The sequence below is a fragment of the Ruegeria sp. BC5 genome, from assembly GCF_056539205.1.
Window position 1 is genome coordinate 789,677 of sequence record NZ_JBQFUN010000001.1, and the last position, 25,194, is coordinate 814,870.

At 56.8% G+C, this 25,194-nt stretch carries 26 protein-coding genes; 14 read left to right on the forward strand and 12 right to left on the reverse strand.

Annotation, left to right across the window (positions count from 1 at the left end):
• Positions 1-38: 38 nt before the first annotated feature.
• Positions 39-1,625: an APC family permease gene (locus ACR0LY_RS04030; RefSeq protein ID WP_170348570.1), complete on the forward strand. Its 1,587-nt coding sequence runs from the start codon at positions 39-41 to the stop codon at positions 1,623-1,625.
• 32 nt (positions 1,626-1,657) lie between these two features.
• Here ACR0LY_RS04030 and lon read toward each other — a convergent pair whose 3' ends face one another.
• The 4 genes from lon to ACR0LY_RS04050 all read right to left on the reverse strand — a co-directional run bounded on the left by lon (position 1,658) and on the right by ACR0LY_RS04050 (position 6,900).
• The gene (gene lon / locus ACR0LY_RS04035) at positions 1,658-4,066 is read right to left on the reverse strand and encodes an endopeptidase La (RefSeq protein WP_170348569.1); all 2,409 of its coding nucleotides are present in this window, start codon (positions 4,064-4,066) and stop codon (positions 1,658-1,660) included.
• 222 nt (positions 4,067-4,288) lie between these two features.
• Positions 4,289-4,702, reverse strand: a complete 414-nt coding sequence (locus ACR0LY_RS04040) for a DUF6636 domain-containing protein (RefSeq protein ID WP_170348568.1) — start codon at positions 4,700-4,702, stop codon at positions 4,289-4,291.
• An 89-nt stretch (positions 4,703-4,791) separates the two neighbouring features.
• Complete coding sequence (gene tgt, locus ACR0LY_RS04045; RefSeq protein ID WP_170348567.1) at positions 4,792-5,922, reverse strand: tRNA guanosine(34) transglycosylase Tgt; 1,131 nt, start codon at positions 5,920-5,922, stop codon at positions 4,792-4,794.
• Positions 5,923-5,988: 66 nt separating this feature from the next.
• Positions 5,989-6,900 (reverse strand): nucleoside hydrolase, encoded by a 912-nt coding sequence (locus ACR0LY_RS04050; protein ID WP_170349397.1) that lies wholly within the window; start codon positions 6,898-6,900, stop codon positions 5,989-5,991.
• 174 nt (positions 6,901-7,074) lie between these two features.
• Between ACR0LY_RS04050 and ACR0LY_RS04055 the strand changes: the two genes are divergently transcribed.
• The 3 genes from ACR0LY_RS04055 (at position 7,075) to ACR0LY_RS04065 (ending at position 8,702) form a co-directional block, all read left to right on the forward strand.
• Positions 7,075-7,965, forward strand: coding sequence for an SPFH domain-containing protein (locus tag ACR0LY_RS04055; RefSeq protein WP_170348566.1), 891 nt, complete (start codon positions 7,075-7,077; stop codon positions 7,963-7,965).
• On the forward strand, positions 7,965-8,243 hold the full coding sequence (locus ACR0LY_RS04060) for an NfeD family protein (RefSeq protein ID WP_170348565.1): 279 nt from the start codon (positions 7,965-7,967) through the stop codon (positions 8,241-8,243). The genes ACR0LY_RS04055 and ACR0LY_RS04060 overlap by 1 nt, the downstream gene beginning before the upstream one ends.
• 96 nt (positions 8,244-8,339) lie before the next feature.
• On the forward strand, positions 8,340-8,702 hold the full coding sequence (locus tag ACR0LY_RS04065; protein ID WP_170348564.1) for an SUF system Fe-S cluster assembly protein: 363 nt from the start codon (positions 8,340-8,342) through the stop codon (positions 8,700-8,702).
• A 221-nt stretch (positions 8,703-8,923) separates the two neighbouring features.
• Here ACR0LY_RS04065 and ACR0LY_RS04070 read toward each other — a convergent pair whose 3' ends face one another.
• Complete coding sequence (locus ACR0LY_RS04070; protein ID WP_170348563.1) at positions 8,924-9,259, reverse strand: hypothetical protein; 336 nt, start codon at positions 9,257-9,259, stop codon at positions 8,924-8,926.
• 179 nt (positions 9,260-9,438) lie between these two features.
• Here ACR0LY_RS04070 and ACR0LY_RS04075 point away from each other — a divergent pair, with 179 nt between their 5' ends.
• Together ACR0LY_RS04075 and tpiA are read left to right on the forward strand one after the other, a co-directional pair.
• Positions 9,439-9,804, forward strand: coding sequence for a HesB/IscA family protein (locus tag ACR0LY_RS04075; protein ID WP_170348562.1), 366 nt, complete (start codon positions 9,439-9,441; stop codon positions 9,802-9,804).
• 141 nt (positions 9,805-9,945) lie between these two features.
• Entirely contained in the window at positions 9,946-10,695 is a 750-nt protein-coding gene (gene tpiA, locus ACR0LY_RS04080) for a triose-phosphate isomerase (RefSeq protein WP_170348561.1), read from the forward strand.
• A gap of 8 nt (positions 10,696-10,703) precedes the next feature.
• On the opposite strand, the gene ACR0LY_RS04085 is transcribed toward tpiA, so the two are convergent.
• The 6 genes from ACR0LY_RS04085 to ACR0LY_RS04110 form a co-directional block, all read right to left on the reverse strand.
• Entirely contained in the window at positions 10,704-11,015 is a 312-nt protein-coding gene (locus tag ACR0LY_RS04085) for a DMT family transporter (protein ID WP_170348560.1), read from the reverse strand.
• 161 nt (positions 11,016-11,176) lie between these two features.
• On the reverse strand, positions 11,177-12,553 hold the full coding sequence (locus ACR0LY_RS04090) for a TRAP transporter large permease (RefSeq protein ID WP_170348559.1): 1,377 nt from the start codon (positions 12,551-12,553) through the stop codon (positions 11,177-11,179).
• The gene (locus tag ACR0LY_RS04095) at positions 12,553-13,230 is read right to left on the reverse strand and encodes a TRAP transporter small permease (RefSeq protein WP_170348558.1); all 678 of its coding nucleotides are present in this window, start codon (positions 13,228-13,230) and stop codon (positions 12,553-12,555) included. The genes ACR0LY_RS04090 and ACR0LY_RS04095 overlap by 1 nt, the downstream gene beginning before the upstream one ends.
• A 120-nt stretch (positions 13,231-13,350) precedes the next feature.
• Positions 13,351-14,352: a DctP family TRAP transporter solute-binding subunit gene (locus tag ACR0LY_RS04100; RefSeq protein ID WP_302476798.1), complete on the reverse strand. Its 1,002-nt coding sequence runs from the start codon at positions 14,350-14,352 to the stop codon at positions 13,351-13,353.
• A gap of 372 nt (positions 14,353-14,724) precedes the next feature.
• Positions 14,725-15,954, reverse strand: coding sequence for a sigma-54-dependent transcriptional regulator (locus ACR0LY_RS04105; RefSeq protein ID WP_170348557.1), 1,230 nt, complete (start codon positions 15,952-15,954; stop codon positions 14,725-14,727).
• Positions 15,951-17,684, reverse strand: a complete 1,734-nt coding sequence (locus ACR0LY_RS04110) for a sensor histidine kinase (protein WP_170348556.1) — start codon at positions 17,682-17,684, stop codon at positions 15,951-15,953. The genes ACR0LY_RS04105 and ACR0LY_RS04110 overlap by 4 nt, the downstream gene beginning before the upstream one ends.
• Before the next feature lie 47 nt (positions 17,685-17,731).
• On the opposite strand from ACR0LY_RS04110, the gene ACR0LY_RS04115 reads away from it, so the two are divergent.
• Positions 17,732-18,904, forward strand: a complete 1,173-nt coding sequence (locus tag ACR0LY_RS04115; protein ID WP_170349393.1) for a cytochrome P450 — start codon at positions 17,732-17,734, stop codon at positions 18,902-18,904.
• 6 nt (positions 18,905-18,910) lie between these two features.
• Here ACR0LY_RS04115 and ACR0LY_RS04120 read toward each other — a convergent pair whose 3' ends face one another.
• Entirely contained in the window at positions 18,911-19,390 is a 480-nt protein-coding gene (locus ACR0LY_RS04120; RefSeq protein ID WP_170348555.1) for an Lrp/AsnC family transcriptional regulator, read from the reverse strand.
• A gap of 141 nt (positions 19,391-19,531) precedes the next feature.
• Between ACR0LY_RS04120 and cobA the strand changes: the two genes are divergently transcribed.
• The 7 genes from cobA (at position 19,532) to infC (ending at position 25,155) form a co-directional block, all read left to right on the forward strand.
• Positions 19,532-20,308 (forward strand): uroporphyrinogen-III C-methyltransferase, encoded by a 777-nt coding sequence (gene cobA / locus ACR0LY_RS04125; RefSeq protein ID WP_170348554.1) that lies wholly within the window; start codon positions 19,532-19,534, stop codon positions 20,306-20,308.
• Positions 20,308-20,622: a DUF2849 domain-containing protein gene (locus ACR0LY_RS04130; protein ID WP_170348553.1), complete on the forward strand. Its 315-nt coding sequence runs from the start codon at positions 20,308-20,310 to the stop codon at positions 20,620-20,622. Before cobA ends, ACR0LY_RS04130 begins: the two co-directional genes overlap by 1 nt.
• 66 nt (positions 20,623-20,688) lie before the next feature.
• Entirely contained in the window at positions 20,689-22,353 is a 1,665-nt protein-coding gene (locus ACR0LY_RS04135) for a nitrite/sulfite reductase (protein ID WP_170348552.1), read from the forward strand.
• Complete coding sequence (locus ACR0LY_RS04140; protein WP_170348551.1) at positions 22,343-23,104, forward strand: phosphoadenylyl-sulfate reductase; 762 nt, start codon at positions 22,343-22,345, stop codon at positions 23,102-23,104. Before ACR0LY_RS04135 ends, ACR0LY_RS04140 begins: the two co-directional genes overlap by 11 nt.
• Entirely contained in the window at positions 23,101-23,508 is a 408-nt protein-coding gene (locus ACR0LY_RS04145; RefSeq protein ID WP_170348550.1) for a DUF934 domain-containing protein, read from the forward strand. The genes ACR0LY_RS04140 and ACR0LY_RS04145 overlap by 4 nt, the downstream gene beginning before the upstream one ends.
• A gap of 106 nt (positions 23,509-23,614) precedes the next feature.
• Positions 23,615-24,448 (forward strand): ferredoxin--NADP reductase, encoded by an 834-nt coding sequence (locus ACR0LY_RS04150; RefSeq protein WP_170349391.1) that lies wholly within the window; start codon positions 23,615-23,617, stop codon positions 24,446-24,448.
• Between the two features lie 245 nt (positions 24,449-24,693).
• Positions 24,694-25,155 carry a translation initiation factor IF-3 gene (infC, locus tag ACR0LY_RS04155; protein WP_238528775.1) on the forward strand — a complete coding sequence of 154 codons (462 nt, stop codon included), beginning with the start codon at positions 24,694-24,696 and terminating at the stop codon, positions 25,153-25,155.
• The last annotated feature ends 39 nt before the right edge of the window (positions 25,156-25,194 follow it).

Below are 25,194 nucleotides of genomic sequence, written 5' to 3' on the forward strand. Positions count from 1 at the left end.
CCGCATAATTTTGTGGCGCCTTGGGATGGAGTAGGATCGTGGCCAGATTGAAGCGGGACATCGGCCTCGTTGGGCTAACCTTCATCTCGGTTGGTGGAATCATTGGCTCTGGGTGGCTATTTGGTCCGCTGCTGGCGGTGCAACATGCAGGGCCTGCTGCCATCTTTTCATGGATCATTGGCGCCGCGGCCATGTTCATTCTGGCAATCACCTTCGCCGAAATATCGGCCATGCTGCCGATCCCAGGGGGCATCGCGCGGGTGCCGCAGTTTTCACATGGCAATATCGTCTCGATGACGATGGGTTGGACCGCCTGGATCGGCTATAACACCACCGCCCCGATCGAGGTCGAGGCGATGCTGAAGTACCTGGCCCCCTACGCCCCTTGGCTCCACACAGCAGACACAGGTGACCTGTCTGGCGCGGGAATCACCGTGGCGCTGTTCTTCATGCTGCTGTTCGTCGCGGTTAACGCGTTAGGCGTCAAGTTCTTCACTCAGGTGAACGCGACGCTGACATGGGCCAAGATCGCAATTCCAATCGTATTGGCCGCCTTGTTGATCGGCAATCGGTTCGACACTCAGAACTTCACTCAACCAGATGGATTCGCACCCTATGGGCTGCAAGGCATCATGGCTGCTGTCTCGACCGGAGGCGTTATCTTCTCCTTCATCGGCTTTCGTCATGTGGTTGATATGGCCGGTGAGGTTCGAAACCCCAAATTCGCCATCCCTGCCGCACTGATTCTGTCCATCGTGCTTTGCGCGTTGATCTATGTGGGCTTGCAAATCGCCTTTATCGGTGCACTCGACTCGAAAATGCTGAGCAACGGTTGGGCCAGCTTGAGTTTCGGCGGTCAGGGCCCGTTGGACGGCGTCATCATATCGGTCGGGTTTGTCTGGTTCCTGAGCGTACTGAACATCGGGTCGGTCATCGGTCCGTTCGGCAATGGCCTTGTCTCAACCGGATCAAATGCGCGGATCGCTATGGCTTTGGCAAAAAACGGATTTTTACCGTCACGCCTGATGATGCTGTCGTCGTTCGGAGTGCCCCTTTGGGCACTGGCACTGAATTTCCTGATCGGTACCCTGTTCCTGCTGACGGTTCCCTTTACCACTGTCATCGCCTTGAACGGCGCCGCCATCGTGCTGTCTTTTGCGGTCGGCCCTATCGCCGTCGTGTGCCTGCGCCATCTGATGCCGGATCGCCCCAGATCCATCCGCATCCCCGCCGTGAAACTGGTTGCGGTCTCGGCCTTCGCCATCGCAACCCTTGTGGTTTATTGGAGCGGTTGGGACACGGTCTGGCGTCTGGGTGTCGCCCTTGCCATCGGGATGGCCCTGCTGCTGGTACGGTTCCGCAACAGGTTGGATGAGATGGACGTGACCGAAGCGCTATGGCTGCTCCCTTATCTGGTGGGTGTCGGCCTGATCTCATATCTCGGACAGTTCGGGGATGGCGCGCTGCAGCAAATCCCGTTTGGGTGGGATATTGCGCTGTGCGTGTTGTTTTCTGCTGTGATCTTTGGGTTGGCAGTACGTTCTGCCCTGCCCCAGGAAAAGTTCCAGGAATACATCGACGAAGAAGAGATTCTGGACCCGAAAAAACCCATCATTGGTTTGTAAAAAAGGCGGGGTCTCCCCCGCCTTTGATTTGCTCAATGCGCTGTTGCCGATGGGCTGGCACCTTCGGCCGCTTTGGCCGCTGCTGCGGCGGCCTCTTCTGCGGCTTCATCCCATTCGACAGGCTCAGGCTCGCGGATCAGCGCGTGTTTCAGAACTTCCGAGACATGTGTAACCGGGATGATTTCCAACCCTTCTTTCACGTTGTCCGGAATTTCCGCCAGATCCTTTTCGTTTTCTTCCGGGATCAGAACGGTCTTGATACCACCGCGCAGAGCCGCCAGCAGCTTTTCTTTCAAACCACCAATCGGCATCGCGTTACCACGCAGTGAAACCTCACCCGTCATCGCGATATCCTTGCGCACCGGAATACCGGTCAGCACAGACACGATCGAGGTCACCATCGCCAAACCGGCGCTTGGGCCATCCTTGGGCGTGGCACCATCCGGCACGTGGACGTGAATATCCAACGTGTCGAATTTCGGCGGCTTCACCCCGATCTGGGGCGAGATTGACCGCACATAGGACGAAGCCGCGTCAATGGATTCTTTCATCACATCGCCCAGCTTACCCGTGGTCTTCATCCGACCCTTACCCGGCAGTTTCAGCGCCTCGATATGCAGCAGGTCGCCACCTACGGATGTCCACGCCAGACCGGTGACCACACCGACCTGATCATCTTGTTCGGCCAGACCATAACGGAATTTCGGCACGCCCAGGAATTCATCCAGATTGTCAGGCGTAACAATGACTTCTTCCGCCTCATTCTTGATGATCTTGGTCAGCGATTTCCGCGCTACCTTGGCGATCTCACGCTCAAGGTTCCGCACGCCCGCTTCGCGAGTGTAAGTGCGGATCATCTTTTGCAGCGCCTCATCCGTCAGTTCAAACTCCTTGGCTTTCAGACCATGGTTTTTCACTTGTTTGCTGATCAGGTGCTGCTTGGCGATCTCGCTCTTTTCTTCTTCGGTGTAACCGGCCAGCGGGATAATCTCCATCCGGTCCAGCAGAGGCCCTGGCATGTTGTAACTGTTCGACGTGGTCAGGAACATCACATTGGACAGGTCATATTCGACCTCAAGGTAATGGTCCATGAACGTGCTGTTTTGCTCAGGATCCAACACCTCAAGCATGGCCGAGGCCGGATCGCCACGGAAGTCCTGACCCATCTTGTCGATCTCGTCGAGCAGGATGAGCGGGTTCGTAGTTTTTGCCTTTTTCAGCGCCTGGATGATCTTGCCGGGCATCGAGCCGATATAGGTCCGACGGTGGCCGCGAATCTCGGATTCGTCGCGCACGCCACCCAGCGAGATGCGAATGAACTCGCGCCCCGTTGCCCGTGCAACCGATTTACCCAAGCTGGTCTTACCAACACCCGGAGGACCGACAAGGCACAGGATCGGGCCCTTCAGCTTTTTCGAACGCTGTTGAACTGCCAGATATTCGACGATCCGTTCCTTGACCTTTTCCAGGCCATAGTGATCGGCATCCAGAATGTCCTGCGCCCGGCCCAAATCCTTTTTGACGCGGGATTTGGTGCCCCACGGCAGTGACAGAATCCAGTCCAGATAGTTACGAACAACGGTGGCCTCAGCCGACATTGGGCTCATGTTGCGCAGCTTTTTCAGCTCGCCTTCAGCCTTTTCACGCGCCTCTTGCGACAGCTTGGTCTCGTTGATCTTGGCTTCCAGCTCAGCGACTTCATTACTGCCGTCCTCGCCGTCGCCAAGCTCCTTCTGAATGGCCTTCATCTGTTCATTCAGATAATACTCGCGCTGCGTCTTCTCCATCTGGGATTTGACGCGCGTCTTGATCTTTTTCTCGACCTGCAGAACCGACATTTCGCCCTGCATCAGACCATAGACCTTCTCAAGCCGCTCGCTAACGCTGAGGGTTTCCAGCAGTTCCTGCTTTTGCTCGACCTCGATACCCAGATGACCTGACACAAGGTCGGCCAGCTTGGCAGGTTCGGCGGTTTCACCAACGGCGGTCAAGGCTTCTTCGGGGATGTTTTTGCGCACTTTTGAGTAGCGCTCGAACTCATCCGCAACGGTGCGCAGAAGCGCCTCGGTCGTGGTGACATCGCCCGGAATTTCGGTCAAATATTCGGCACGAGCCTCGAAAAACTCTTCATTTTCAAGGAACTCGGTGATCTGCACGCGTGCTTGACCTTCGACCAGCACCTTTACGGTACCATCGGGCAGCTTCAGCAACTGCAAAACATTGGCCAGAACACCCGAGCGGTAAATTCCGTCTTCTGCCGGGTCATCATCACCCGGATCAATCTGGCTAGACAGCAAAATCTGTTTGTCGTCCTGCATCACCTCTTCCAGTGCGCGGACGGATTTTTCCCGACCCACGAACAGCGGTACGATCATGTGCGGGAACACCACAATATCGCGCAGCGGAAGTACGGGGTATGAGGAATTAAGGGGCTCTTGCATGCTCAATCCTTATCGTTGGCAAGATGGCTCCGGTCCCTGTTCAGGCAACGCTCGGCCATCTCCTGTCTTGGACGTTAAAGGTGGGGCCTCATCGCCCTTTTTCAACCTTACCGCCATGTATCGCGATTCAGAATGGCCCGAGGTTTAGCGGACTGCAAGGCGTCCAACGAACATATCCACGGAATTTAACAAAACATGCCAACAAGGTTTAGAATGCGTGCGTTAGAACACCCTTTGAACTGCACGAGACAGAAAAAACCCGTGCCCGTCCTCATTTTTGCACTCCAAACCCGTCTTCGAGGAATGGCAAACAAATCCACCGAATTTACCAGTCACACCATATTCGGCCCGATCAAATCCGTCGCGATGACGGTTGAGAGGACGGCACAGCATTTCGACCGGCCCGGTATTTGCCATGAAGAAATCATGCCCCCAATCGGATTGGCAATTAGACGGGCGCGGCATGGCTGGATCACCCCGGCGCTCGATGATGGTGCAGTAGATATCTGCGGCGTTCAGCTCTTGCCCGACCGAGCATTGGATGTTTTCCGACGGAGTTTCAAAAGTCCAGACGTCGGCATAAGCCGACGTCACAATCGCAGATAGAACAAGTAAGAATCCAAATAGGCGAGGCATCGTAACCCCCAACGAAAAACAGAAAATTTCTTGGTTAATCAGTCTGTAGATTACCAAAAAATCAACGTTCTGTCATCAAGGGTTCAGCGCTACAGCGGTTCGATATCGCCTTGCGCGCTCTGTGCGTGAAACTCTGCCTGCCATGCCTCGAATGTTCCGGCTGCAATGGCATCTCGCATGCCCTGCATGATTTCCTGAAAGTAATGCAGGTTGTGCCAGGTCAACAGCATGCCCGAGATCATCTCCTTAGACCGGAACACGTGATGAAGGTAGGCCCGCGAATAGTTCGAACAGGCCGGGCAAGAGCATGCCTCATCCAGTGGTCGCGGATCATCGGCGTGACGGGCGTTCTTAATGTTCACAACGCCATAGCGAGTGAACACCTGGCCAGTGCGCCCCGAACGTGAAGGCAAGACGCAGTCCATCATGTCGATGCCACGCGCAACTGCGCCGACGATGTCGTCCGGCTTGCCGACCCCCATCAGATAACGCGGTTTATCGGTGGGCAAGAAGTCAGGCGCATAGTCGAGGCAATCGAACATCGCTTCCTGCCCCTCACCCACAGCCAGACCACCGACTGCGTAACCTTCGAAACCGATGGCTTTCAGGGCCTCAGCGCTTTCTTCGCGCAAGTCCTGTTCCAAACCGCCTTGCATAATGCCGAACAACGCGTGACCAGGGCGATCCCCGAAGGCTTCGCGTGAGCGTTCGGCCCAACGCATCGACAGGCGCATCGACTCGGCGATGCGGTTGCGGTCGGCAGGCAAGGCGGGGCATTCGTCGAAACACATGACAATGTCAGACCCCAGCAAGCGCTGAATCTCCATCGACCGTTCCGGCGTCAGCTCGTGTTTGGATCCATCGACATGGGATTTGAACGTCACGCCCTTTTCGGTCAGCATGCGCAGACCGGCCAGTGACATGACCTGAAACCCACCCGAGTCCGTCAGAATGGGTCGGTCCCAGTTCATGAATTTGTGCAACCCACCCAACCGGTCGATACGTTCCGCCGTGGGACGCAGCATCAGGTGATAGGTGTTGCCCAGCAGAATATCCGCCCCGGTCGCCCGCACACTTTCCGGCATCATCGCCTTGACCGTCGCTGCGGTGCCCACTGGCATAAAGGCCGGCGTGCGCACTTCACCCCGCGGCGTGTTAATCACACCGGTTCTGGCCTTGCCATCGGTGGCTTTCAGGTCAAATGAAAAACGCTCGGTCATGGGGGGGTGCCTCGGGGTCTCTGAACCGGGCAGCATTTGCCCGATCTGTCGGTCCAATGCAACCCGTCAGGGAAGCGAGGCGACGCGGTCTGTGAACAGATTCACCACCCCTGCCCCATCTACATCCCGACACACACGAACCGGAGGTCGCGAAGGATCGGGACGAGTCGCGCCAACTTCAGCCCCCTCGGTCGCCACGCGCAACCCTGTTTCGACCATATCGAACATTGGTTCATGGGTGCAGGCAATCACAGCCGTCGAGTCGTGTAACCCACATCCCTCTAGCCCGCCAACCTCTTTGTAGAACTTCAAATAGAACCGAGAGATATCGCGCAGGAACCCTCCCATATTCGGTGATCGGCCCGCCAACGCCTCGAAATCCGCGGTTTCATAAAGGGTTTTCAACGTCACATCCAAACCCACCAATACGGTCTGTGGTGGTGCGGCGAATACCTTATCTGCAGCCTGGGCGTCGTGATAGATGTTGGCTTCGGCGAATTGAGTGACGTTCCCGGGGCAGTAAACCGCGCCCCCCATGATCACCAACCGTTTGATATTTGTCGCAAACTGCGGATCCAAACGCATAGCAGCGGCGACATTCGTCAATGGACCAACTGCGCAAACGACTAACTCGTCCTTATGCTCACGCGCCATATCGACCAAAAACTCAGCTGCTGTCAGCGTATGATTGGCCCCAATCTCTGGAATCTCGGTCACATCGCCAAAACCTTCAGGCCCATGCACATGATCCGAGGGGTCATGACTACTTTGTCCCACTGCAAAGGCCGCACCTTCGGCCACTGGTACTTCCAACCCCAGTTTATCCAGCAAAAACCGCGCATTGCGGCTGGATTGGTGAATGTGTGTGTTACCGAAAACCGTCGTCAGACCGATCAGGTCAATCTCGGGCGCGGCGGCGGCATAAGCGATGGCCATGGCATCGTCGATGCCGGGGTCTGTATCAATGATCAGTTTCATAGCGCCCGATACCGCAAACAAGACGGGATGCAAAGCGGTCACATTCCTGAATTTCCACCCCGCATCCGCAGCTTCAAAGATTTGCATCTGCGACTGTTCACCCCATACCAGAGTTGAAATCGGGCGACTCAATCCCCACATGTATACCATAGTACACAATAAAAGAGGACAGATATGATCGAAGACCAGATTATTGGCTTGCTGACGTCCAATATCATTTACGTGCTGGCGGCGGTGCTGATCGTCGTTGTCATTTTCAAGGGCATTAAAATCGTCCCTCAATCGGAAAAATACGTGGTCGAACGGTTTGGCCGCCTGCATTCGGTGCTTGGCCCCGGCATCAATTTTATCGTTCCTTTTCTGGATGTTGCACGTCACAAGATATCTATTTTGGAACGCCAGCTGCCCAACGCGACCCAAGATGCGATTACCAAAGACAATGTTCTTGTGCAGATCGACACCTCGGTGTTTTATCGCATTCTCGAACCGGAAAAGACGGTGTATCGTATCCGTGATGTAGACGGTGCGATTGCGACAACTGTGGCCGGTATCGTACGGGCGGAAATCGGTAAAATGGACTTGGATGAGGTCCAATCGAACCGCGCACAACTGATCGAACGCATTCAGGAAAGCGTCGAAACCGCCGTGGACGACTGGGGTATCGAAGTGACCCGGGCCGAGATTCTGGACGTGAATTTGGATCAGGCCACCCGCGACGCGATGCTGCAGCAGCTGAACGCGGAACGCGCCCGCCGTGCGCAGGTAACCGAGGCCGAAGGTCAAAAGCGCTCGGTCGAGCTGCAGGCAGATGCCGAACTGTATGCCGCCGAGCAAACCGCCAAGGCGCGCCGCATTCAGGCCGAGGCTGAAGCTTATGCAACCGGCGTGGTCGCCAAGGCCATTCAGGATAACGGCATCGAAGCCGCGCAGTATCAGGTTGCCCTGAAACAGGTCGAGGCTCTGAACGCCCTGGGCAACGGCACCGGTTCGCAAACGATCGTTGTGCCCGCCAATGCGCTGGAGGCCTTTGGCGACGCCTTCAAGATGCTTAAAGGAGGAAAATAATGGCTGATCCCTTCTGGCTGACCTGGTGGCTATGGCTGGCCGGAGCGCTGGCCTTGGGTATCCTTGAGATCGTACTGCCCGGCTTTATCTTTCTGGGCTTTGCGATCGGGGCCGCTGTTACAGGGGTGTTGCTGGTTATCCCCGGTCTCACACCGTCTCTGCCAATCCTTCTGTTGATCTTTGCGGCACTGTCGCTGATCGCCTGGTTGGTGTTGCGCCGGGTGTATTCCCTGCCCCATGGTCAGGTGAAAACCTTCCGGCACGACATTAACGATTAAAAGTTTCTGGCGCCCCTTAGGGGGCGTCATTGCGCCTCTGGACGCTGCCGTTGGCTTTCCCTATATAATTGCTCAGGTAACAGACCCGAGGCACAAATGACTCATCCGAGTGAACACCTAGAAGGCACCCCACTGATTGCACCTTCGAGCGTTGAACACCCCCTATATGACAACGTGGTAGAAGCATGCCGCTCGGTCTTTGACCCTGAAATTCCAGTGAATATCTACGACCTTGGTCTGATCTACACGATTGACATCACTCAAGAAAACGCGGTGAAAATCATCATGACGCTAACCGCACCCGGCTGCCCGGTTGCCGGTGAAATGCCTGGTTGGATCGTCGAAGCGGTAGAGCCCGTCGCGGGCATCAAAGAGGTTGACGTCGAGCTAACATGGGAACCCCCCTGGGGCATGGAAATGATGTCCGACGAAGCGCGACTTGAGCTTGGCTTTATGTAAGCCGGGCAAATATCCCCCTGACATAAAAGCTTTATATTTCTGTCATCACCGCGTTGAAAAACCGTTACCAAAACCTGGTGATAGTTTCCACGTGTCCATGCTTGCACCCCACCAAGCGCTGGCCGGGCCTGTGCTTGCCCCCCCGTTAAAGACCCGGCTTAACGACCAGAACACTAGACCGCTCTTGCCCGAGAGCGGTCTTTTTCATGGCAAAGCACAACTTATTGCACGCCACATTTGGATTCAATTTCCGCCGCTCGTTCATCCAAGGCTTCTACATAATCGCCTGACAACATGGACAATCTCTTGTTTTCGGTTCCTGTTATTAGACCCAAAAGCGCCCCAGCGGGCAGAATTGATACCACACTTTCCACTTGCTGATCCTGCGCATGCTTTTTTTCGGCTGCAATAGCGCGCAAGTCGCCTTCGGCAGTTGCACAATTAACGGGATGCCTTTTTAACTTTGCCTCAGCCAAGGCCGCGCTTGAAAGTAACGGAGACATGGCAACAACTGACGCCAATGTAATGCTTTTGCAGGTAAATTTAATCTTGGTCATTTTGCTTCACCCTATATCTAACTGCCTGAAATTGCCCATGCTCAGCTAAGGTCAGCTTGTTTCAAAACGCAAGAACAATCCCCAAAGTCGCGAATTGTTAGGTAAGAATGGCTGCTATGCCTTGAGCCATTGCCTGGTCGGCACTAAATTGAAGGCTACGCGCGACAACGGAGATCACAATGTTCGGCATTCCCGGCAAACAGGCTGTGACCATGACGCCTAAGGCGGCAGAGCAGATTGCCCGCCTGATGGATACTGGCGGCCATGCGGGCCTGCGCATCGGCATCAAAAAAGGTGGCTGCGCTGGCATGGAATACACGATGGACTATGTCGATCAGCCAGAAACGAACGACGAAGTCGTAGAACAGGATGGCGCGCGGATCATGATTGCACCGATGGCGCAGATGTTCCTGTTTGGAACCGAGATCGACTATGAGGTCTCGCTGCTGGAATCCGGGTTCAAATTCCGCAATCCAAATGTCGTTGACGCTTGTGGGTGTGGCGAATCGATTAAGTTCGACGAAAAACTGTCTTCTCAAACTTAAGCCCCCCCGAAGTTAACGACCACCTACCTTCGACTGCGGTGAAGGCTGCCGTTTTGATGGCTGCGCTGGTACCGCAATTGTCAGCCCGAGCTGGCGATGCTATCCGGTTCCAGAATTTACGAATTTCAAGGAGATCGGGATATGCGGCGCAAGCTGGCGGCTGGGAATTGGAAGATGAACGGAACCACATCAGCGCTGAGCGAGTTGGACGCTCTGGCCCGCGCCTTTCCTTCGCCGACGATCGACATTCTGATCTGCCCGCCTGCAACGTTGCTGCACCGTGCCGCCGAAACTGTACGCGAGACCGGTATCGCCACTGGAGGACAGGACTGTCACGCTGCGCCCTCGGGCGCGCACACGGGTGATATCAGCGCGGATATGCTGGTCGATGCCGGAGCCAATGCCGTCATTCTGGGCCATTCCGAACGTCGCGAAGATCACGGTGAACAGAACGAAACCGTCCGCGCCAAGGCCCGCGCAGCCATGGATGCCGGGTTGAAGGCGATCATTTGCGTCGGCGAAAGTCTGGAACAGCGTGAGGCCGCCAATACACTGGATATCATCGGCGGCCAATTGTCGGGTTCGATCCCGGATCAGTCGACCGGTGAGAACCTGATCGTCGCTTATGAGCCGATCTGGGCCATCGGCACAGGTAAGGTGCCTACGCTGGAAGAAATCGGAGAGGTTCACGACTTTATCCGCAACCGTCTGGAGCGGCGCTTCGGCGAAGGAGTCGGGCGGTCCGTGCGCCTGTTGTATGGGGGTTCGGTCAAGCCCAACAATGCCGCCGATATCTTTGCCGTGTCGAATGTGGACGGCGCGCTTGTCGGTGGCGCCAGCCTGAAGGCGCAGGACTTCTCGGGCATTATTGTTGCGCTGCAAAAGGCCTGAGCGGTAGCTCAGGCCAGTTTCATTGTCACCAGACCTGTCACGATCAGAACCGCCGCGATGATACGCGCGACATTTACTGTTTCGCCCAACAGCATGATTCCGACAAGAAACGCCCCTACTGCGCCGATGCCGGTCCAGATAACATAGGCCGTGCCCAAGGGCAGTGTACGCATCGCCATGGCCAGCAAACCGAACGAGCCAACCATGGACACCCCCATGATGGCGGTCGGCCAAAGCCGCGTGAAACCCGCGGATTGCTTCATGGCGACGGCCCACACGATTTCAAGCAGGCCAGCGAACAACAGATAGATCCAGGACATAGGGACACCTCGAAACTCTTCGGGTCGTCCCGAATGATCACCCTAATGGGGAGGTCGTCCTCTGCCACCGATGTGGGAAGGTTGGCCACAACTTCAAGTGGCTGGCAAAGAAAAAGGCCGGGCAGATTGCGCTGCCCGGTCTGAACGAAGGGTTCTCTTCGCTAGTTCGTTATGATTTCCGGCCCCATGAAGGTATTGGGCAGGAAGGTCGATATCCACGGGATATACGTCACCATGATCAGGAAGACGAACAGGACGGCCAGGAACGGCAGCGCCGCCTTCACCACACCCATCATCGGCATGCCCGCCACGCCGGATGTCACGAACAGGTTCAAACCGACTGGGGGTGTGATCATCCCTATCTCCATGTTCACCACCATGATGATGCCCAGATGGATCGGGTCGATGCCCAGCTCAATCGCAATCGGAAAGACCAGTGGTGCAACGATGACCAGCAGGCCCGAAGGCTCCATGAACTGACCGCCAATCAGTAGGATCACGTTAACCACGATCAAGAAGGTTACCGGCCCCAGACCAGCCGAGAGCATGGCGCTGGCGATGTGCTGTGGCACCTGTTCGTCTGTCAGCACATGCTTCAGGATCAGCGCGTTGGCAATGACGAACAGCAGCGTGACGGTCAGCTTACCGGCCTCAAACAAGGTGTGTTTGGTGTCAGGGTGGAAGAAGGCCGTGATCAGTGCATAGGGTTTCTTGATCAGCGACAGGTTCGCCTGACCCTCTTCCGTGCTAAGTGGCCCCATATCCTTGTAGACAAAGCTAGCAATCAGGAACGCATAGACGGCAGCCACAGCCGCAGCTTCGGTTGGGGTAAAGATACCGCCATAGATCCCGCCAAGGATGATGACGATCAGGAACAGCCCCCAACCGGCTTCGCGTGCCGAGGTAAAGACCTCGCCCCACCCTTTCCATTCACCTTTCGGCAGGTTCTTGACCTTAGCCATGACATAGATGGTGATCATCAGCATCAGACCGGCCATCAGGCCCGGAATAACACCGGCAAGGAACATACGCCCAACCGAGACTTCAACGGCCGCGGCATACACAACCATCACGATTGACGGTGGGATCAGAATGCCCAGCGTACCCGCGTTACAGATCACACCGGCGGCAAATTCCTTGGAATAACCCACTTGGCGCATCCCTGCGATCACAATCGAGCCGATGGCCACAACAGTCGCCGGAGACGATCCGGACAGCGCCGCGAACAACATACAGGCAAACACGCCCGCGATTGCAAGACCGCCCGGCAAATGGCCCACACAGGCAATCGAAAACCGGATGATCCGCCGCGCTACACCGCCCGTCGTCATGAATGATGACGCGAGGATAAAGAACGGGATCGCCAGCAGTGTGAAATGCCCCTCAAACGCTTCGAACAACGTGCCAGCCACCGAAGCCAGCGAACTGTCGGAATACATAAGAAGGAACAGGGTCGAGCTTAGGCCCAGAGCCACCGCTATCGGAACCCCGATCAGCAGCAGGCCGATGACCATCGAGAAAAGGAATACAACGTCCATCAGTCATGCTCTCCTTGCTGAGCGCGCACTTCTTCGATCTCGTCCTCAACCTCATGGCTGGCGACAATGCGATCGGCCTCGCCCCGCCAAATCTGAATGGCGGCCTGCGTAAAGCGGATCACCAGCAGCAGCATCGACAACGGTAGGATGAAATACGGGACGACTTTAGGCAGTTTCTCGTAGGCCTCGTCGTAGTTGATCATCGCTTCCAGGAATCGCAGCGGCGCGACCATGGGGATATCGTCGACCTCGTAGAAACTCTGACTACGGGCGTCGAAATTGAAACCTGTCGGGAACCAACGGCCCGACGTGGGCGGCAGATCAGCGAATACAGCCCAATAGTCATACGCGCCTTTGAGCATCAGCAGCGAAAACACCAGACAGCACCCCACTGCAACTAACGCCAGAACGCGACGTGGCGCCGGGGCCAGCATATTCAGGATGGCATCCACACCAAGATGCGCGTGCTTTTTCACCGCATATGACGCCCCCAGCAGCACCAGCCAGCCAAAGGTGAACACCGTCAGCTCAAGCGCCCACAGAATGTTGGAATTGAACACGAACCGCGCGATCACATTGGCAAAGGTCACGGCCGTCATCAGGCCCAGCAACAACGCGATCAGGGTTTCTTCGATATGGTCGACCAGCCCGCCTTGGCCGGATTTCGCACCAGACATCTCTTTAGTCCCCGCAAATTTTTTGTGATGAGAGTAATAGCGGGCGGGCCTGTTATGTCGGCCCGCCCGGCCTGCGCGTCAGCAACTCCCCAGCCCCCTGACGCGCGGCCTCAACCAGGATCAGAACCCGGCGTTGATTGCCTGAGCAGCGTCGATCTTGTCCTGACCCACGTCGTCGGCGAACTTGTCCCAAACCGGTTTCATTGCATCGACCCAGGCCTGACGCTGTTCGGGGTTCAGATCACGAATGATTCCACCCGCGTCGGTGATCGAGGCTTTGGCCGCTTCGTTCACAGAAAAGGCTTCTTTGTTCCGGGTCTCGGTAACCTCTGCCAGAATGGTCAGAAACTGTTCACGCACTTCTGGATCAAGGCTGTCCAGCCAATCCACCGAGGTTACGACCAGATAGTCGATAATGCCGTGGTTGGTCTCGGTGATGCCGTCCTGTACCTCAAAGAACTTCTTGCCATAGATGTTCGACCAGGTGTTTTCCTGCCCGTCCACAACGCCCTGCTGCAGCGCGCCGTACACTTCCGAGAACGCCATTTTCTGCGGACTGCCGCCGATGGCCTCCATCTGTGCAACCAGCACGTCCGAGGACTGCACGCGGAACTTCAGGCCATCCGCATCTGACGGATCAACCAGCGGTTTGTTGGCCGACATCTGCTTCATGCCATTGTGCCAGAACGCCAGACCTTGCAGGCCACGGCGCTGCATGCTGTCTTTCATTGCCTGACCTTCCGCCGAGGCCTGGAATGCATCCACAGCGTCGATGTTTTTGAACATGAACGGCAGGTCAAACAGGCGGAACTGCTTAGTGAACTTCTCGAATTTCGACAGCGACGGTGCAGCCAATTGCACGTCGCCCTGCAGCATCGCCTCAAGCACCTTGTCGTCGTTATAAAGTGTTGAGTTCGGATAGACCTCAACGCACATCACGCCGTTCATCTCATCATTCACGCGCTGTTCCAGCAGCGATGCCGCGATGCCTTTGGGGTGCTTATCAGTGTTCGTCACATGCGCAAACTTCACAACGATTTCACCATCGTCGCAAGCCGCCATGCCAGTCGTCGCAATTGCGGACAGTGCAATCGCCGTTGCAGCGGTTGTCAGAAATTTCATCAGCCTTTTCCTCCCGGACTTCCTAGATACTCCAATTGGCGCTTGATCAGCGCCGGATGCCGGGAAGTGAACTGAATCAGCAGGTACGGCTCAACGATTTGTTACAACGCGCCACATTCGAATTTTTACCCTTTTAAATTAGTCTGTTAAATGGTGAGCTTTCGATTTACCTATAACGCAACATGACCCGCTGTGTGAAAATCCGCACACGCCTGACGATCGTTGTGCGGATTTTCGCACTTCTCTCGAATCACTTCGAAAGAATCAGGTCTCTCTTGGCTTGATCCAACCGCAGCCCGCGCCAGCGGGCTGCCCTGCCCAACGCCTTTAACCGCATGATAATGCGGTCAAAGGGGACGGGAGAACCTGCGACTACCTGCGGTAATCCTCTGGGCGAATCTGATATCTGGCCAGTTTGTCATAGAAGGTTTTACGCGGCAGCTTCAGCGCCTTTGCCGCCTCTGATGCCTTTCCGTTGTACCGCCCAAGCGCTGCAATCAGCAATGACCTCTCAACCCGCGCCATCTGTTCGCTCAGCCCCAAGTCGACGGCTTGTGAAACCTCTTCGGGCATCCCCAGAACAAACCGCATCGCCGCAGACATCAAGGATCGCGCGTTCCCTGGCCATTCTCTGACCATGAGCGTGGCGAGATGATCCGATGTTATCTCGGGTTCCGCAATGCCCGACTGTTCGGCGGCCTGAGCCACATAGTGGCGAAAGATCACCGGTATATCCTCAGGCCGTTCCGCCAAAGACGGAATGCGCACGCGCATCACATCCAAGCGATAGAACAGGTCCGCATGAAACCGCCCCTCAGCAGACAGTGCGGCCAAGTCCGCCGTTGTGCCCGCCAAAATACGCGCACCCACGCCCTGCTCGACCAACTCCAGCGCGGCATACTGAGTGGCCTCTGGCATAGCTGAAATCTCATCCAAAAACAGTGATCCCCCCGCGGCATCTTCGCAGACCTGGATCAGCGCCTCAGGCGTCAAACCCGATGACGGCTGTTTCACGAACGAGCCATGAACCTGCGGCGACATCAGATGAACGACCTCGGCCACTTTCGAAATCCCGCTGCCTGCGGGCCCGGTAACCAGCACCTCGGCCCCGGTGGGGGCGACAGTCCGAACACGCTCTCTCAACGCTTCGGCCTGTGCGGATAGACCGAACAGCAACCGCGCGGCCGGATCTCCGCGCATCAGTTCGTTCTTCAAGGCTCGCCGTTCCAAAACCTGAGCGCGAGCAGCAAAAGCCTTATTTAACACCTCAAGCAGGTCCGCAGCCGCACAGGGTTTTTCCAGAAAATCGAAAGCGCCCTGTCCCATGGCCCGCACTGCCATGGGAATATCCCCTTCGCCTGTCAACAGAACAACCGGCAGTTCCGGGTCGACCTCATTGGCGTAGTTCAAAAGGTGAAACCCGTCCCGCCCCGGCATGCGGATATCCGACACGATCACACCCGGAAAATCATCACGAATGTGGTCCTTGGCCGCAACAAACGACCCCGCCGTGACCGGATGGTATTCTGCTAATTCCAGCGTCTGCGCCAATGCCTCGCGAACGGCGGCGTCATCATCGACCAATAGAACCTTGCGCGTCATGCCACTTTATCTTCCCGGTAATATTCAAGCTCGACCGTAAACATCGCACCTGTTCCGGCGTTGGACCCCCGAATGTTACCGCCAAAACTCTGTACCAGACCATACGAGATCGAAAGGCCAAGACCCATCCCTTCGGACGAACCAACAGCCTTTGTCGTGTAGAACGGCTCGAACAGTTTTTCCGTGTTTTCAATGCCCGGCCCGATATCTCGCACAGTAACAGTCAGCTTCTTTCCGTTGTTGATTGCAACTCGAATAAGCCGATCATCCTGCTGGCTCATCGCGTCTGCGGCGTTGTTGATCAGGTTTACAAAGACCTGAACCAGCCGCACTTCCCCGCCCCACGCATATACCGGCGTTTCTGGGGGATGCCATTCCATCGTGACGCCCTCGGTACGCAGGCGCGCTTCGGTCAGCTCCACAGCCGTGTCAATCACCTGCACCAGATCGACCTTGCCCATTGGCTCACTTTCGTTGCGGGCAAAAGCGCGCAGGTTTTTGATGATCCGCGCCATCCGGGCGGCCATATCAGAAATGCGTGTCAGGTTTTCGCCAGCCTTTTCTGCGCGACCTCGCGACAGGAACGCAGCCCCATTGTCAGCAAATTGACGGATCGCCATCAGAGGTTGATTCAATTCATGACTGATGCCTGCCGACATCTGACCCAATGCGCTTAGTTTGCCGGCCTGAATAAGTTCCTCCTGTGCGTGTTTCAACGCGGCCTCAGCCTCTTGCCGCTCGTGAACCTCGCGGCGCAAAGCAGTGTTGACCGCCGTCAGAGCATGGGTGCGCTCGGCGACGCGAATCTCAAGTTCCGAATTGGCCTCGGCCAGGGTACGCCTGCGCTCGGTCGCCAGAAAAAGCAAGGCGCCAAAGGCCAGGCAGATCGCCGCAACTGTAGCCGCCTGCAATCCGGCCAGACGCCGTGCGGGCGCCACATCCATGACCACTTCGCCCGTCATACCGATCACCGGCAAATCCCGACTGAGATGTAAGGCGCGCTGCGGCAGGTATGGCCCCCACCCCAGCTGCCATAACTCGAACGAACCAAGGCGGGTTTCGGAAAACACCACCTTTTCGCCGCTCGGAGGGATCAATCCCAATTGCCCCTCGGTGCGTTGCCAAAATAACAGTTCGGATCGGTTGGAAATGAATACCAAGCCGGTGCGATCAACAAAATATACGGCTTCGGTGCTACCGCGCCAGGTCTGCTCGATACCCTCGACATCGGCGATGACGATCAAAGCGCCTAAGACTTTACCATTGGGTGCAAAGTCCGGCGCAGCGTAGGTGAAAATCCGGCTTCCCATCTTGGGCAGGACGCCGTGGGAACTACCTAATGCGCCTTGCATCGCACGTTCGAACGCAGGTTGACCCGAAACATTGCCGCCTACAACGTCATGCGCTGCCGCCAATACGCGCCCCGAAGCATCAGCATACAAAACATCGACAGCCGCAGTTTTGTCAGCAACCTCCAGCAACAAGGCACGGGCAACAGCCAAATCCACAGGATTGTTCAGGTTGCGCAATTCAGGGTGCCCTGACATTAGAACGGCGAGCTCCTGATACACCTGCAACTGAGTACTGAGCCGATCTGCAGCCAATTCCAGATCCGCTTCGGCCTTTTCACTCAGCTGCGACAGCGCCTGCCGATACCCATAAGACCACACCCCGGCGGACAACAGCCCGACGGCACACAGAAAACCCAAGATCAACCAAACCCTTTGCATGACTTAGGGTCTTGCATTCGACGGACCACATGGCAAGTCTGCCGAGCATGAAGACGGTGTTCCAATCCCCGGTCGAACCGGATTTTGTTCAAAATCCCTATCTGTTCTATGACGCCGTTTGTGCGCATGGGGACCTTGTATATTGGGAGGATTACCAGAAGGTCGCAGCAGTTTCGCACCGGGCTGTACAGGCCTTCCTGAAAGATCGCCGCTTTGGTCGGGAGGTTCCCACCGAACTGCAACGCCCTGGGCCCGACCACTTGGCGCCCTGGTTGATGGCCGAGGCGCATTCCCTGCTTGAGGCTGAGCCTCCCCGCCACACGCGGCTGCGCGCGCTGGTCATGCGCGCCTTTACGTCGCGTGCGATTGTCGCGTTGGAACCTTCCATCCAAGACCTCAGCCACAGCTTGATCGACCAATTCCCCGGCACGCCTTTCAACCTGCTGGACGCGTTTTGCACGCAGGTTCCCGTGATCACCATCTGCCGTCTTCTGGGTGTACCCGAAGAAATGTCGCCGGATCTGTTACGATGGTCGCATGCCATGGTGGCAATGTATCAGGCCAGCCGGACACGCCGGACCGAGGACAAAGCCGCAGACGCCGCGCGTGATTTTACACTTTTCCTCACTGACTATATCGAACAGCGCCGGACCGATCCCCAGGACGATCTGATCACCCGCTTGATCGCGGCCGAGGAAGAGGGTGAAAAGCTTTCGCACGATGAACTGGTCGCCACCTGCATATTGCTGCTGAATGCGGGGCATGAGGCGACGGTTCATTCATTGGGCAACGGTGTGAAAACGGTTCTGCAACTGGGATTTGATCCCCGAACTTGTGATCCGGACAGGTTGGTCGAGGAAATCCTGCGTTACGATCCGCCCCTTCATATGTTCACGCGCTATGCGTATGAAGATGTTGAGGTTTTCGGCCACGACTTCAAACGTGGAGAAGAGGTTGCCCTGCTACTGGGTGCCGCAAACCGTGACCCTTTGATCTGGAGCGATCCGGGGCGCTTTGACCCCTCGCGCCCGATTGTCACCAATACCAGTTTCGGTGGCGGTTTGCATTTCTGCGTCGGTGCCCCGCTGGCCCGGTTAGAGATGCGAATTGCGTTACAAGCGTTGTTCGACCGATGCCCAGAGCTGCGCTTGGTCGACGAACCGGAGTATTCGAACACCTATCATTTCCACGGGCTGACCCGGTTGATGGTTCAGCTCTAAGCGGCTTTAGCTTTCGATCAGCGCATTCAGCGGCAGCATTGTGGTGGATTTGATCTCTTCCATCGACAGCAAGGCGGTCACGTTATGCACGCGCACCTCGGAAATTAGGGTCTGATAGAAGACGTCATAGGCCCGCGCGTTTTTGACCCGCACCTTCAGGATATAATCAATGTCACCGGCCAGTCGGTGTGCCTCTTGCACTTCGGGCCGGTCACGCAGGGCCTTGAGGAACTTGCGCTGCCATTCTGCCTCATGTTCAGAGGTTCGGATCAGAACGAAGAATGTGGCCTCAAACCCCAGCGCTTCGGCGTCCAGCAAAACGGTCTGCTGACCGATGACTCCGGCCCCTTTCAGCTTGCGGATTCGATTCCAGACGGGGGTCTTGGAGCTGCCGACACGGGCGGCTATTTCATCCAGCGATTGGCTGGCATCGCGCTGTAGCTCGGCCAAAATTTTCCGATCCGTGTCATCTATCCGCACCGACATTCCAATTTTCCCTTTGTTTCGAAACCAGCGTCCCAATTGGCGATGCCATAAGAACATTTGTCCTTATTTGGTCGCCCATATGGCGCAATACCGGGAATATTTCCTATATTGCAGGTCAAGTCAAACCAAGCGGAACAGAACATGCAGTTTACGCATTCATATGATGGCACAGGGCACGTCGACTTTGTCGGCGCAGGTCCGGGCGATCCGGAATTGCTGACGCTCAAGGCGCTGAAAGCCTTCGCGCACGCTGACGTCGTACTGCATGACCGCCTGATAAGCGCCGAGGTTCTGGAACTGGCTGGCAAGACCGCCGTTCTGGTCGATGTTGGCAAGGCCGGGTTTGGTCCGTCATGGAAGCAGGAAGACATTGATGCCCTGCTTGTGGACTATGCACTGAAAGGTCAACGCGTGGTACGGTTGAAGTCCGGCGATCCGACCGTTTTCGGGCGCCTAGATGAAGAGATCGAAGCGGTTGAGGCCGCAGGTGTCACCTGGCAAATCGTGCCTGGCATCACTGCTGCGTCGGCAGCCGTCGCCGGGATTGGTCAAAGCCTGACCCGCCGTGGCCGCAACTCGTCCGTGCGCATCCTGACCGGCCATGACATGAAAGGATTTGCCGATCACGACTGGACCGCGCTGGCAAGTGCTGGTTCCGTTGCGGCGATCTATATGGGTAAGAAATCCGCCCGCTTCATTCAGGGCCGCCTGATCATGCACGGTGCCGACCGGGACACGCCGGTGACGCTGGTCGAAAATGCCTCGCGCCCCGATCAACGCATTCTGGCCACCAATCTGGACCAACTGCCCAATGACCTGGCCGCCGCTGAAATGGACGGCCCCGCCCTGACCTTTTATGGCCTCGCCCCGCGCCAAGCGGCCCAGGCCCTGACCGAATTCAAGAAGGAGCACGCCTGATGGCCCGCGCTTTTACCCCCAAAGTAGTGACCGCCAACGATCTGTTGGAAGGTGACGTCATTTACCTCACCGAGGACGACCGCTGGTCGCGTGATCTGCGCGAAGCGGAACTGATCACTGACGAAGCACATGCGCAGGTTCGCTTGCTGGATGCCCAACGCCAGGCCAACAAGATTGTCGGTGCCTATCTGGCGGATGCCGTCGCTGGCGCAACCGGCCCCGAACCCACCCATTTCCGCGAGGATTTCCGCCGTACCGGCCCGTCAAACTATGCCCACGGCAAGCAGGAAACAGCAACGCAGCCCCGGGCCTGACCTCTGGCCTAATCTCTCCCCTTCAAGGCCCCTTGGTATCGGGGCTGCAACTAAGGACAGCTAGACATGTATCGCTACTCCGAATTTGACCACGATTTTCTGGCAGAGCGTAACGCACAGTTCCGCGCCCAGGTCGAGCGCCGCATTGACGGTTCGCTGACCGAAGATGAATTCAAGCCCTTGCGCCTGATGAACGGCCTGTATCTGCAGTTGCACGCCTATATGCTGCGCGTCGCGATCCCTTACGGCACGCTGTCCAGTGCGCAAATGCGCCAACTGGCTCTGCTGGCCGAGAAATGGGACAAGGGCTATGGCCATTTCACCACCCGCCAGAACATTCAGTACAACTGGCCGAAACTGAACGACGTTCCGGATATGCTGGACGCGCTGGCCGAGGTTGGCATGCATGCCATCCAGACCTCGGGCAACACCATCCGCAACGTGACAGCCGACCATTTTGCCGGCGCCGCGGCTGATGAGGTCGCCGATCCACGCCCCTATGCCGAACTTCTGCGCCAGTGGTCCACCGACCACCCGGAATTCCAGTTCATGCCGCGTAAGTTCAAGATTGCCATCACCGGCTCGGAAGAGGACCGCGCCGTGATCAAGGCGCATGACATTGGCCTGCAACTGATCGAGCGTGACGGCGTTCTGGGTGCTCGCGTTATCGTGGGTGGTGGTCTGGGCCGCACGCCGATGATTGGCAAGGAACTATCCGAATTCGTCGCCTTTGACGACCTGTTGGCGTATCTCGAAGCCACCGTTTCTGTGTGGAACCAGATCGGTCGCCGCGACAACAAGTACAAGGCGCGCATCAAAATCACCGTGCATGAGCATGGTATCGACGCCATCCGCGCCAAGGTGAACGAACGCTTCCTGAAGGTTCGCCCGCAGTTCAAAGGCGCGGATATGAACCTGCTGGAAGAAATCAAAGGCCACTTTGCGCCTCCGGCCTTCCGTGAAGGTTCGGTTGCCTCGTTCGAGAGTGCCTACACCAATGATCCGGTTTTTCGGTCGTGGGTCGACACCAACATCGCGCCACACAAGAACGCAGACCATGCGATCGTCACGATCTCGATCAAAAAGCACGGCCAGACGCCGGGCGATGCAACTGCCGAGCAAATGCGCGTAATGGCCGATCTGGCCGAAGAGTTCGCCTATGACGAACTGCGCATCAGCCATGAGCAGAACGTGATCCTGCCGCACGTCCACAAGTCGGACCTGCCCGCGATCCACGCGAAGCTGAAAGAGTACGAGCTGGCGACCGCCAACATCGGCCTGATCAGCGACATCATCGCCTGCCCTGGCATGGACTACTGCGCCCTGGCGACAGCGCGCTCAATCCCTGTTGCCCAGGAAATCGCGACTCGCTTTGATGACCTCAAGCTTGAGCATGATATCGGCCACCTGAAGATCAAGATCTCGGGCTGCATCAACGCCTGTGGTCACCACCACGTTGGTCATATCGGTATTCTGGGTCTAGACCGTGCAGGCGTCGAAAACTACCAGATCACTCTGGGTGGTGACGGCACCGAGAACGCGGCCATCGGCGATCGCACGGGTCCCGGCTTTGCCTATGACGAAATCGTGCCTGCCGTGGAACGCATCGTTGACACGTATCTTGAGCAACGCGAAAGCGCAGAGGAAGAATTCCTGCAAACCTATCGCCGGGTAGGCATGGCACCATTCAAGGCTGCCCTCTACCCCGAGGCGCAGGCCAATGCCGCTTGACCTAATCCAGACGGAACTGGGTAAAGATCGTGCTGAACTGACCGAACAGGTCGAAGCACTGAACGCCCAGTTCCGCCATCACAGCGCTCATGATGTGATGCACGGCGCGATTGAAGAGATCGACGAGCTTGCTCTGGTCTCAAGCTTTGGGGCTGAATCGGTTGTGCTGCTGCATATGGCGGCTGTGGTGAACAAGGCCACACCGGTTTTGTTTGTGGATACGCAAATGCTGTTTACCGAAACGCTGGAATACCAGCAGGAGGTGAGCGAGCGTTTGGGCCTGTCGAATGTCCGCATCATTCGGGCCGAGGACGAAGACCTTGAGCGTGACGACCCATACGGTGCTTTGCGGCTGAACGACATGGATGCGTGCTGCAACCTGCGCAAGACATTCCCGCTGCAAAAGGCACTGGCGGGATTCGACGGCTGGATTACCGGGCGCAAACGGTTCCAGTCCGGCTCGCGGTCCGCCCTGGATTTCTTTGAGGTCGAGGACGGAACCGGTCGGATCAAGGTCAACCCGCTGGCCCATTGGGCGCCCGAAGATGTGCGCGCCTATATGGAAGAGAACAACCTGCCCCGGCATCCGCTGGTGGCCAAAGGATACCCTTCGATCGGTTGTGCGCCCTGCACCTCGCCGGTCAAAGAGGGCGAAGATCCCCGCGCCGGACGTTGGCGCGATCAGAACAAGGAAGAATGCGGCATCCATTTTGTCGATGGTAAGATGGTGCGCGCAGGAGAGAAAACATGAACGTAATCGTAACGGATACGGGGTTCGCCCCCGATGACTGGACCGATGGCTTTGTCACACTGGAAGATGCGGCCAATGACGTGGTCGCACTTGACGTGGCCTCGGATACGGACCCGGATGAGTTGTTTGACCGCCTAGGCAACGCCAAAATGGTGCGTGTGGATTTTCCATCCTCGGCCGATGGTCGCGGCTTCACCATTGCTCGCGTCCTGCGCCTGAAGGGCTACACCGGGCGCTTGCGTGCCAAGGGCCATGTGCTGGCCGACCAATATGCGATGGCCCGCCGCAGTGGCTTTGACGAGGTCGAGATTGATCACGCGCTTGCCAACCGCCAGACGGAAGATCAGTGGCTGGCCCGCGCTAACTGGAAAGATCACCACTATCAGGACCGCCTGCGCGGCTGAGATCGCAATCGCCAGCTTGTGACTAAAGGGGGCAAACTGTCCCCTTTTCCTGCCTTGAAACAACGTTTAAACGGAGATGCCGGTCACGCTGACCGACAGTGAAACCATGACAGAGATGAAGCCCGTGACCGAAGCAACCGCCGTGAAGGCCCCCGTTCTGCCGGACGCCCAGACCGTAACCGACGTCAAACACTGGACCGACAGCCTGTTCTCGTTCAAGGTGTCGCGCCCTGCCTCGCTGCGGTTCCGCTCGGGTGAGTTCGTTATGATCGGCCTGTTGGGCGACAACGGCAAGCCGCTGTTGCGCGCATATTCCATCGCCTCGCCATCTTGGGACGAAGAGTTGGAGTTCTACTCGATCAAGGTGCAGGACGGCCCGCTGACTTCGAAACTGCAGCACATCAAACCGGGTGACCAGATCATCCTGCGGCCCAAACCCGTTGGCACGCTGGTCCATGACGCCCTGCTGCCTGGCAAACGCCTGTGGTTCTTCGCCACTGGCACCGGCTTTGCGCCCTTCGCCTCGTTGCTGCGCGAGCCGCAGACCTATGAGGATTATGACGAGGTCATCATTACACACACTTGCCGCGAAGTGGCGGAACTGGAATACGGCCGTCAACTGATTGACAGCATCCGTCAGGACGAGATGCTGGCCGAATTGATGGGTGAAGGCTTTGCCGACAAGATTCGCTATTACCCCACCACGACCCGCGAAGAGAGCCCCAAGATGGGCCGCATCACCAACCTGCTGAAGGACGGGACCGTGTTTTCCGATCTGGGCATCGAAGGCGGCATCAACCCTGACACCGACCGTGCCATGGTCTGCGGTTCGCTGGCCTTCAACCTGGACATCAAGGCGATCCTGGAAGAGTTCGGCCTGCGCGAAGGCGCCAATTCCGAACCTAAGGAATTCGTGATCGAAAAGGCCTTTGTGGGCTGATCTTCTGTCGCGGGCCGCTGGAATTACCGTGGCTCGCGCATAAACCCGCTGCAAACCTGTGAATTTCAGCCATTTCCGCGCGGATGGCGCTTGAAACGGGCCGCGCAGCAGTCTAAATTTCGGGCTCGAAATTCTGCAATCATCAAAGGAATGAACCAATAGCTCGCAGACCTCACAACGCGCCGCCGCAGCGAGACACCGGCCCGCGCGTCAATGATAAGATCCGTGCCCCCGAAATTCGCCTGATTGGCGCCGAAGGTGAAAACGTCGGGGTGGTTCATCCCGCCAAAGCAATGCAAATGGCCGCCGATGTCGGACTTGATTTGGTTGAAATCTCGCCCAATGCGAACCCGCCTGTCTGCAAGATCATGGATTTCGGCAAGTTCAAGTACGAACAGCAGAAACGCGAAAGCGAAGCACGCAAAAAGCAAAAAATCATCGAGGTGAAAGAGGTCAAATTCCGACCCAACACCGACACGCATGATTATGATGTGAAAATGCGCAACGTGTTCAAGTTTCTTGAAAACGGCGACAAGGTCAAAGTCACCCTGCGTTTCCGTGGTCGTGAGATGGCGCACCAGAACCTGGGCCGTGAGTTGTTGGAACGCGTGGCCGAAGACGTCAAGGATCTGGGCAAGATCGAAAACATGCCCAAAATGGAGGGCCGTCAGATGATCATGATGATCGGGCCTCTGCCGCAGAAATAAAGTTCTGACAGAATGAATGATCAAAGCCCCCTTTTCATA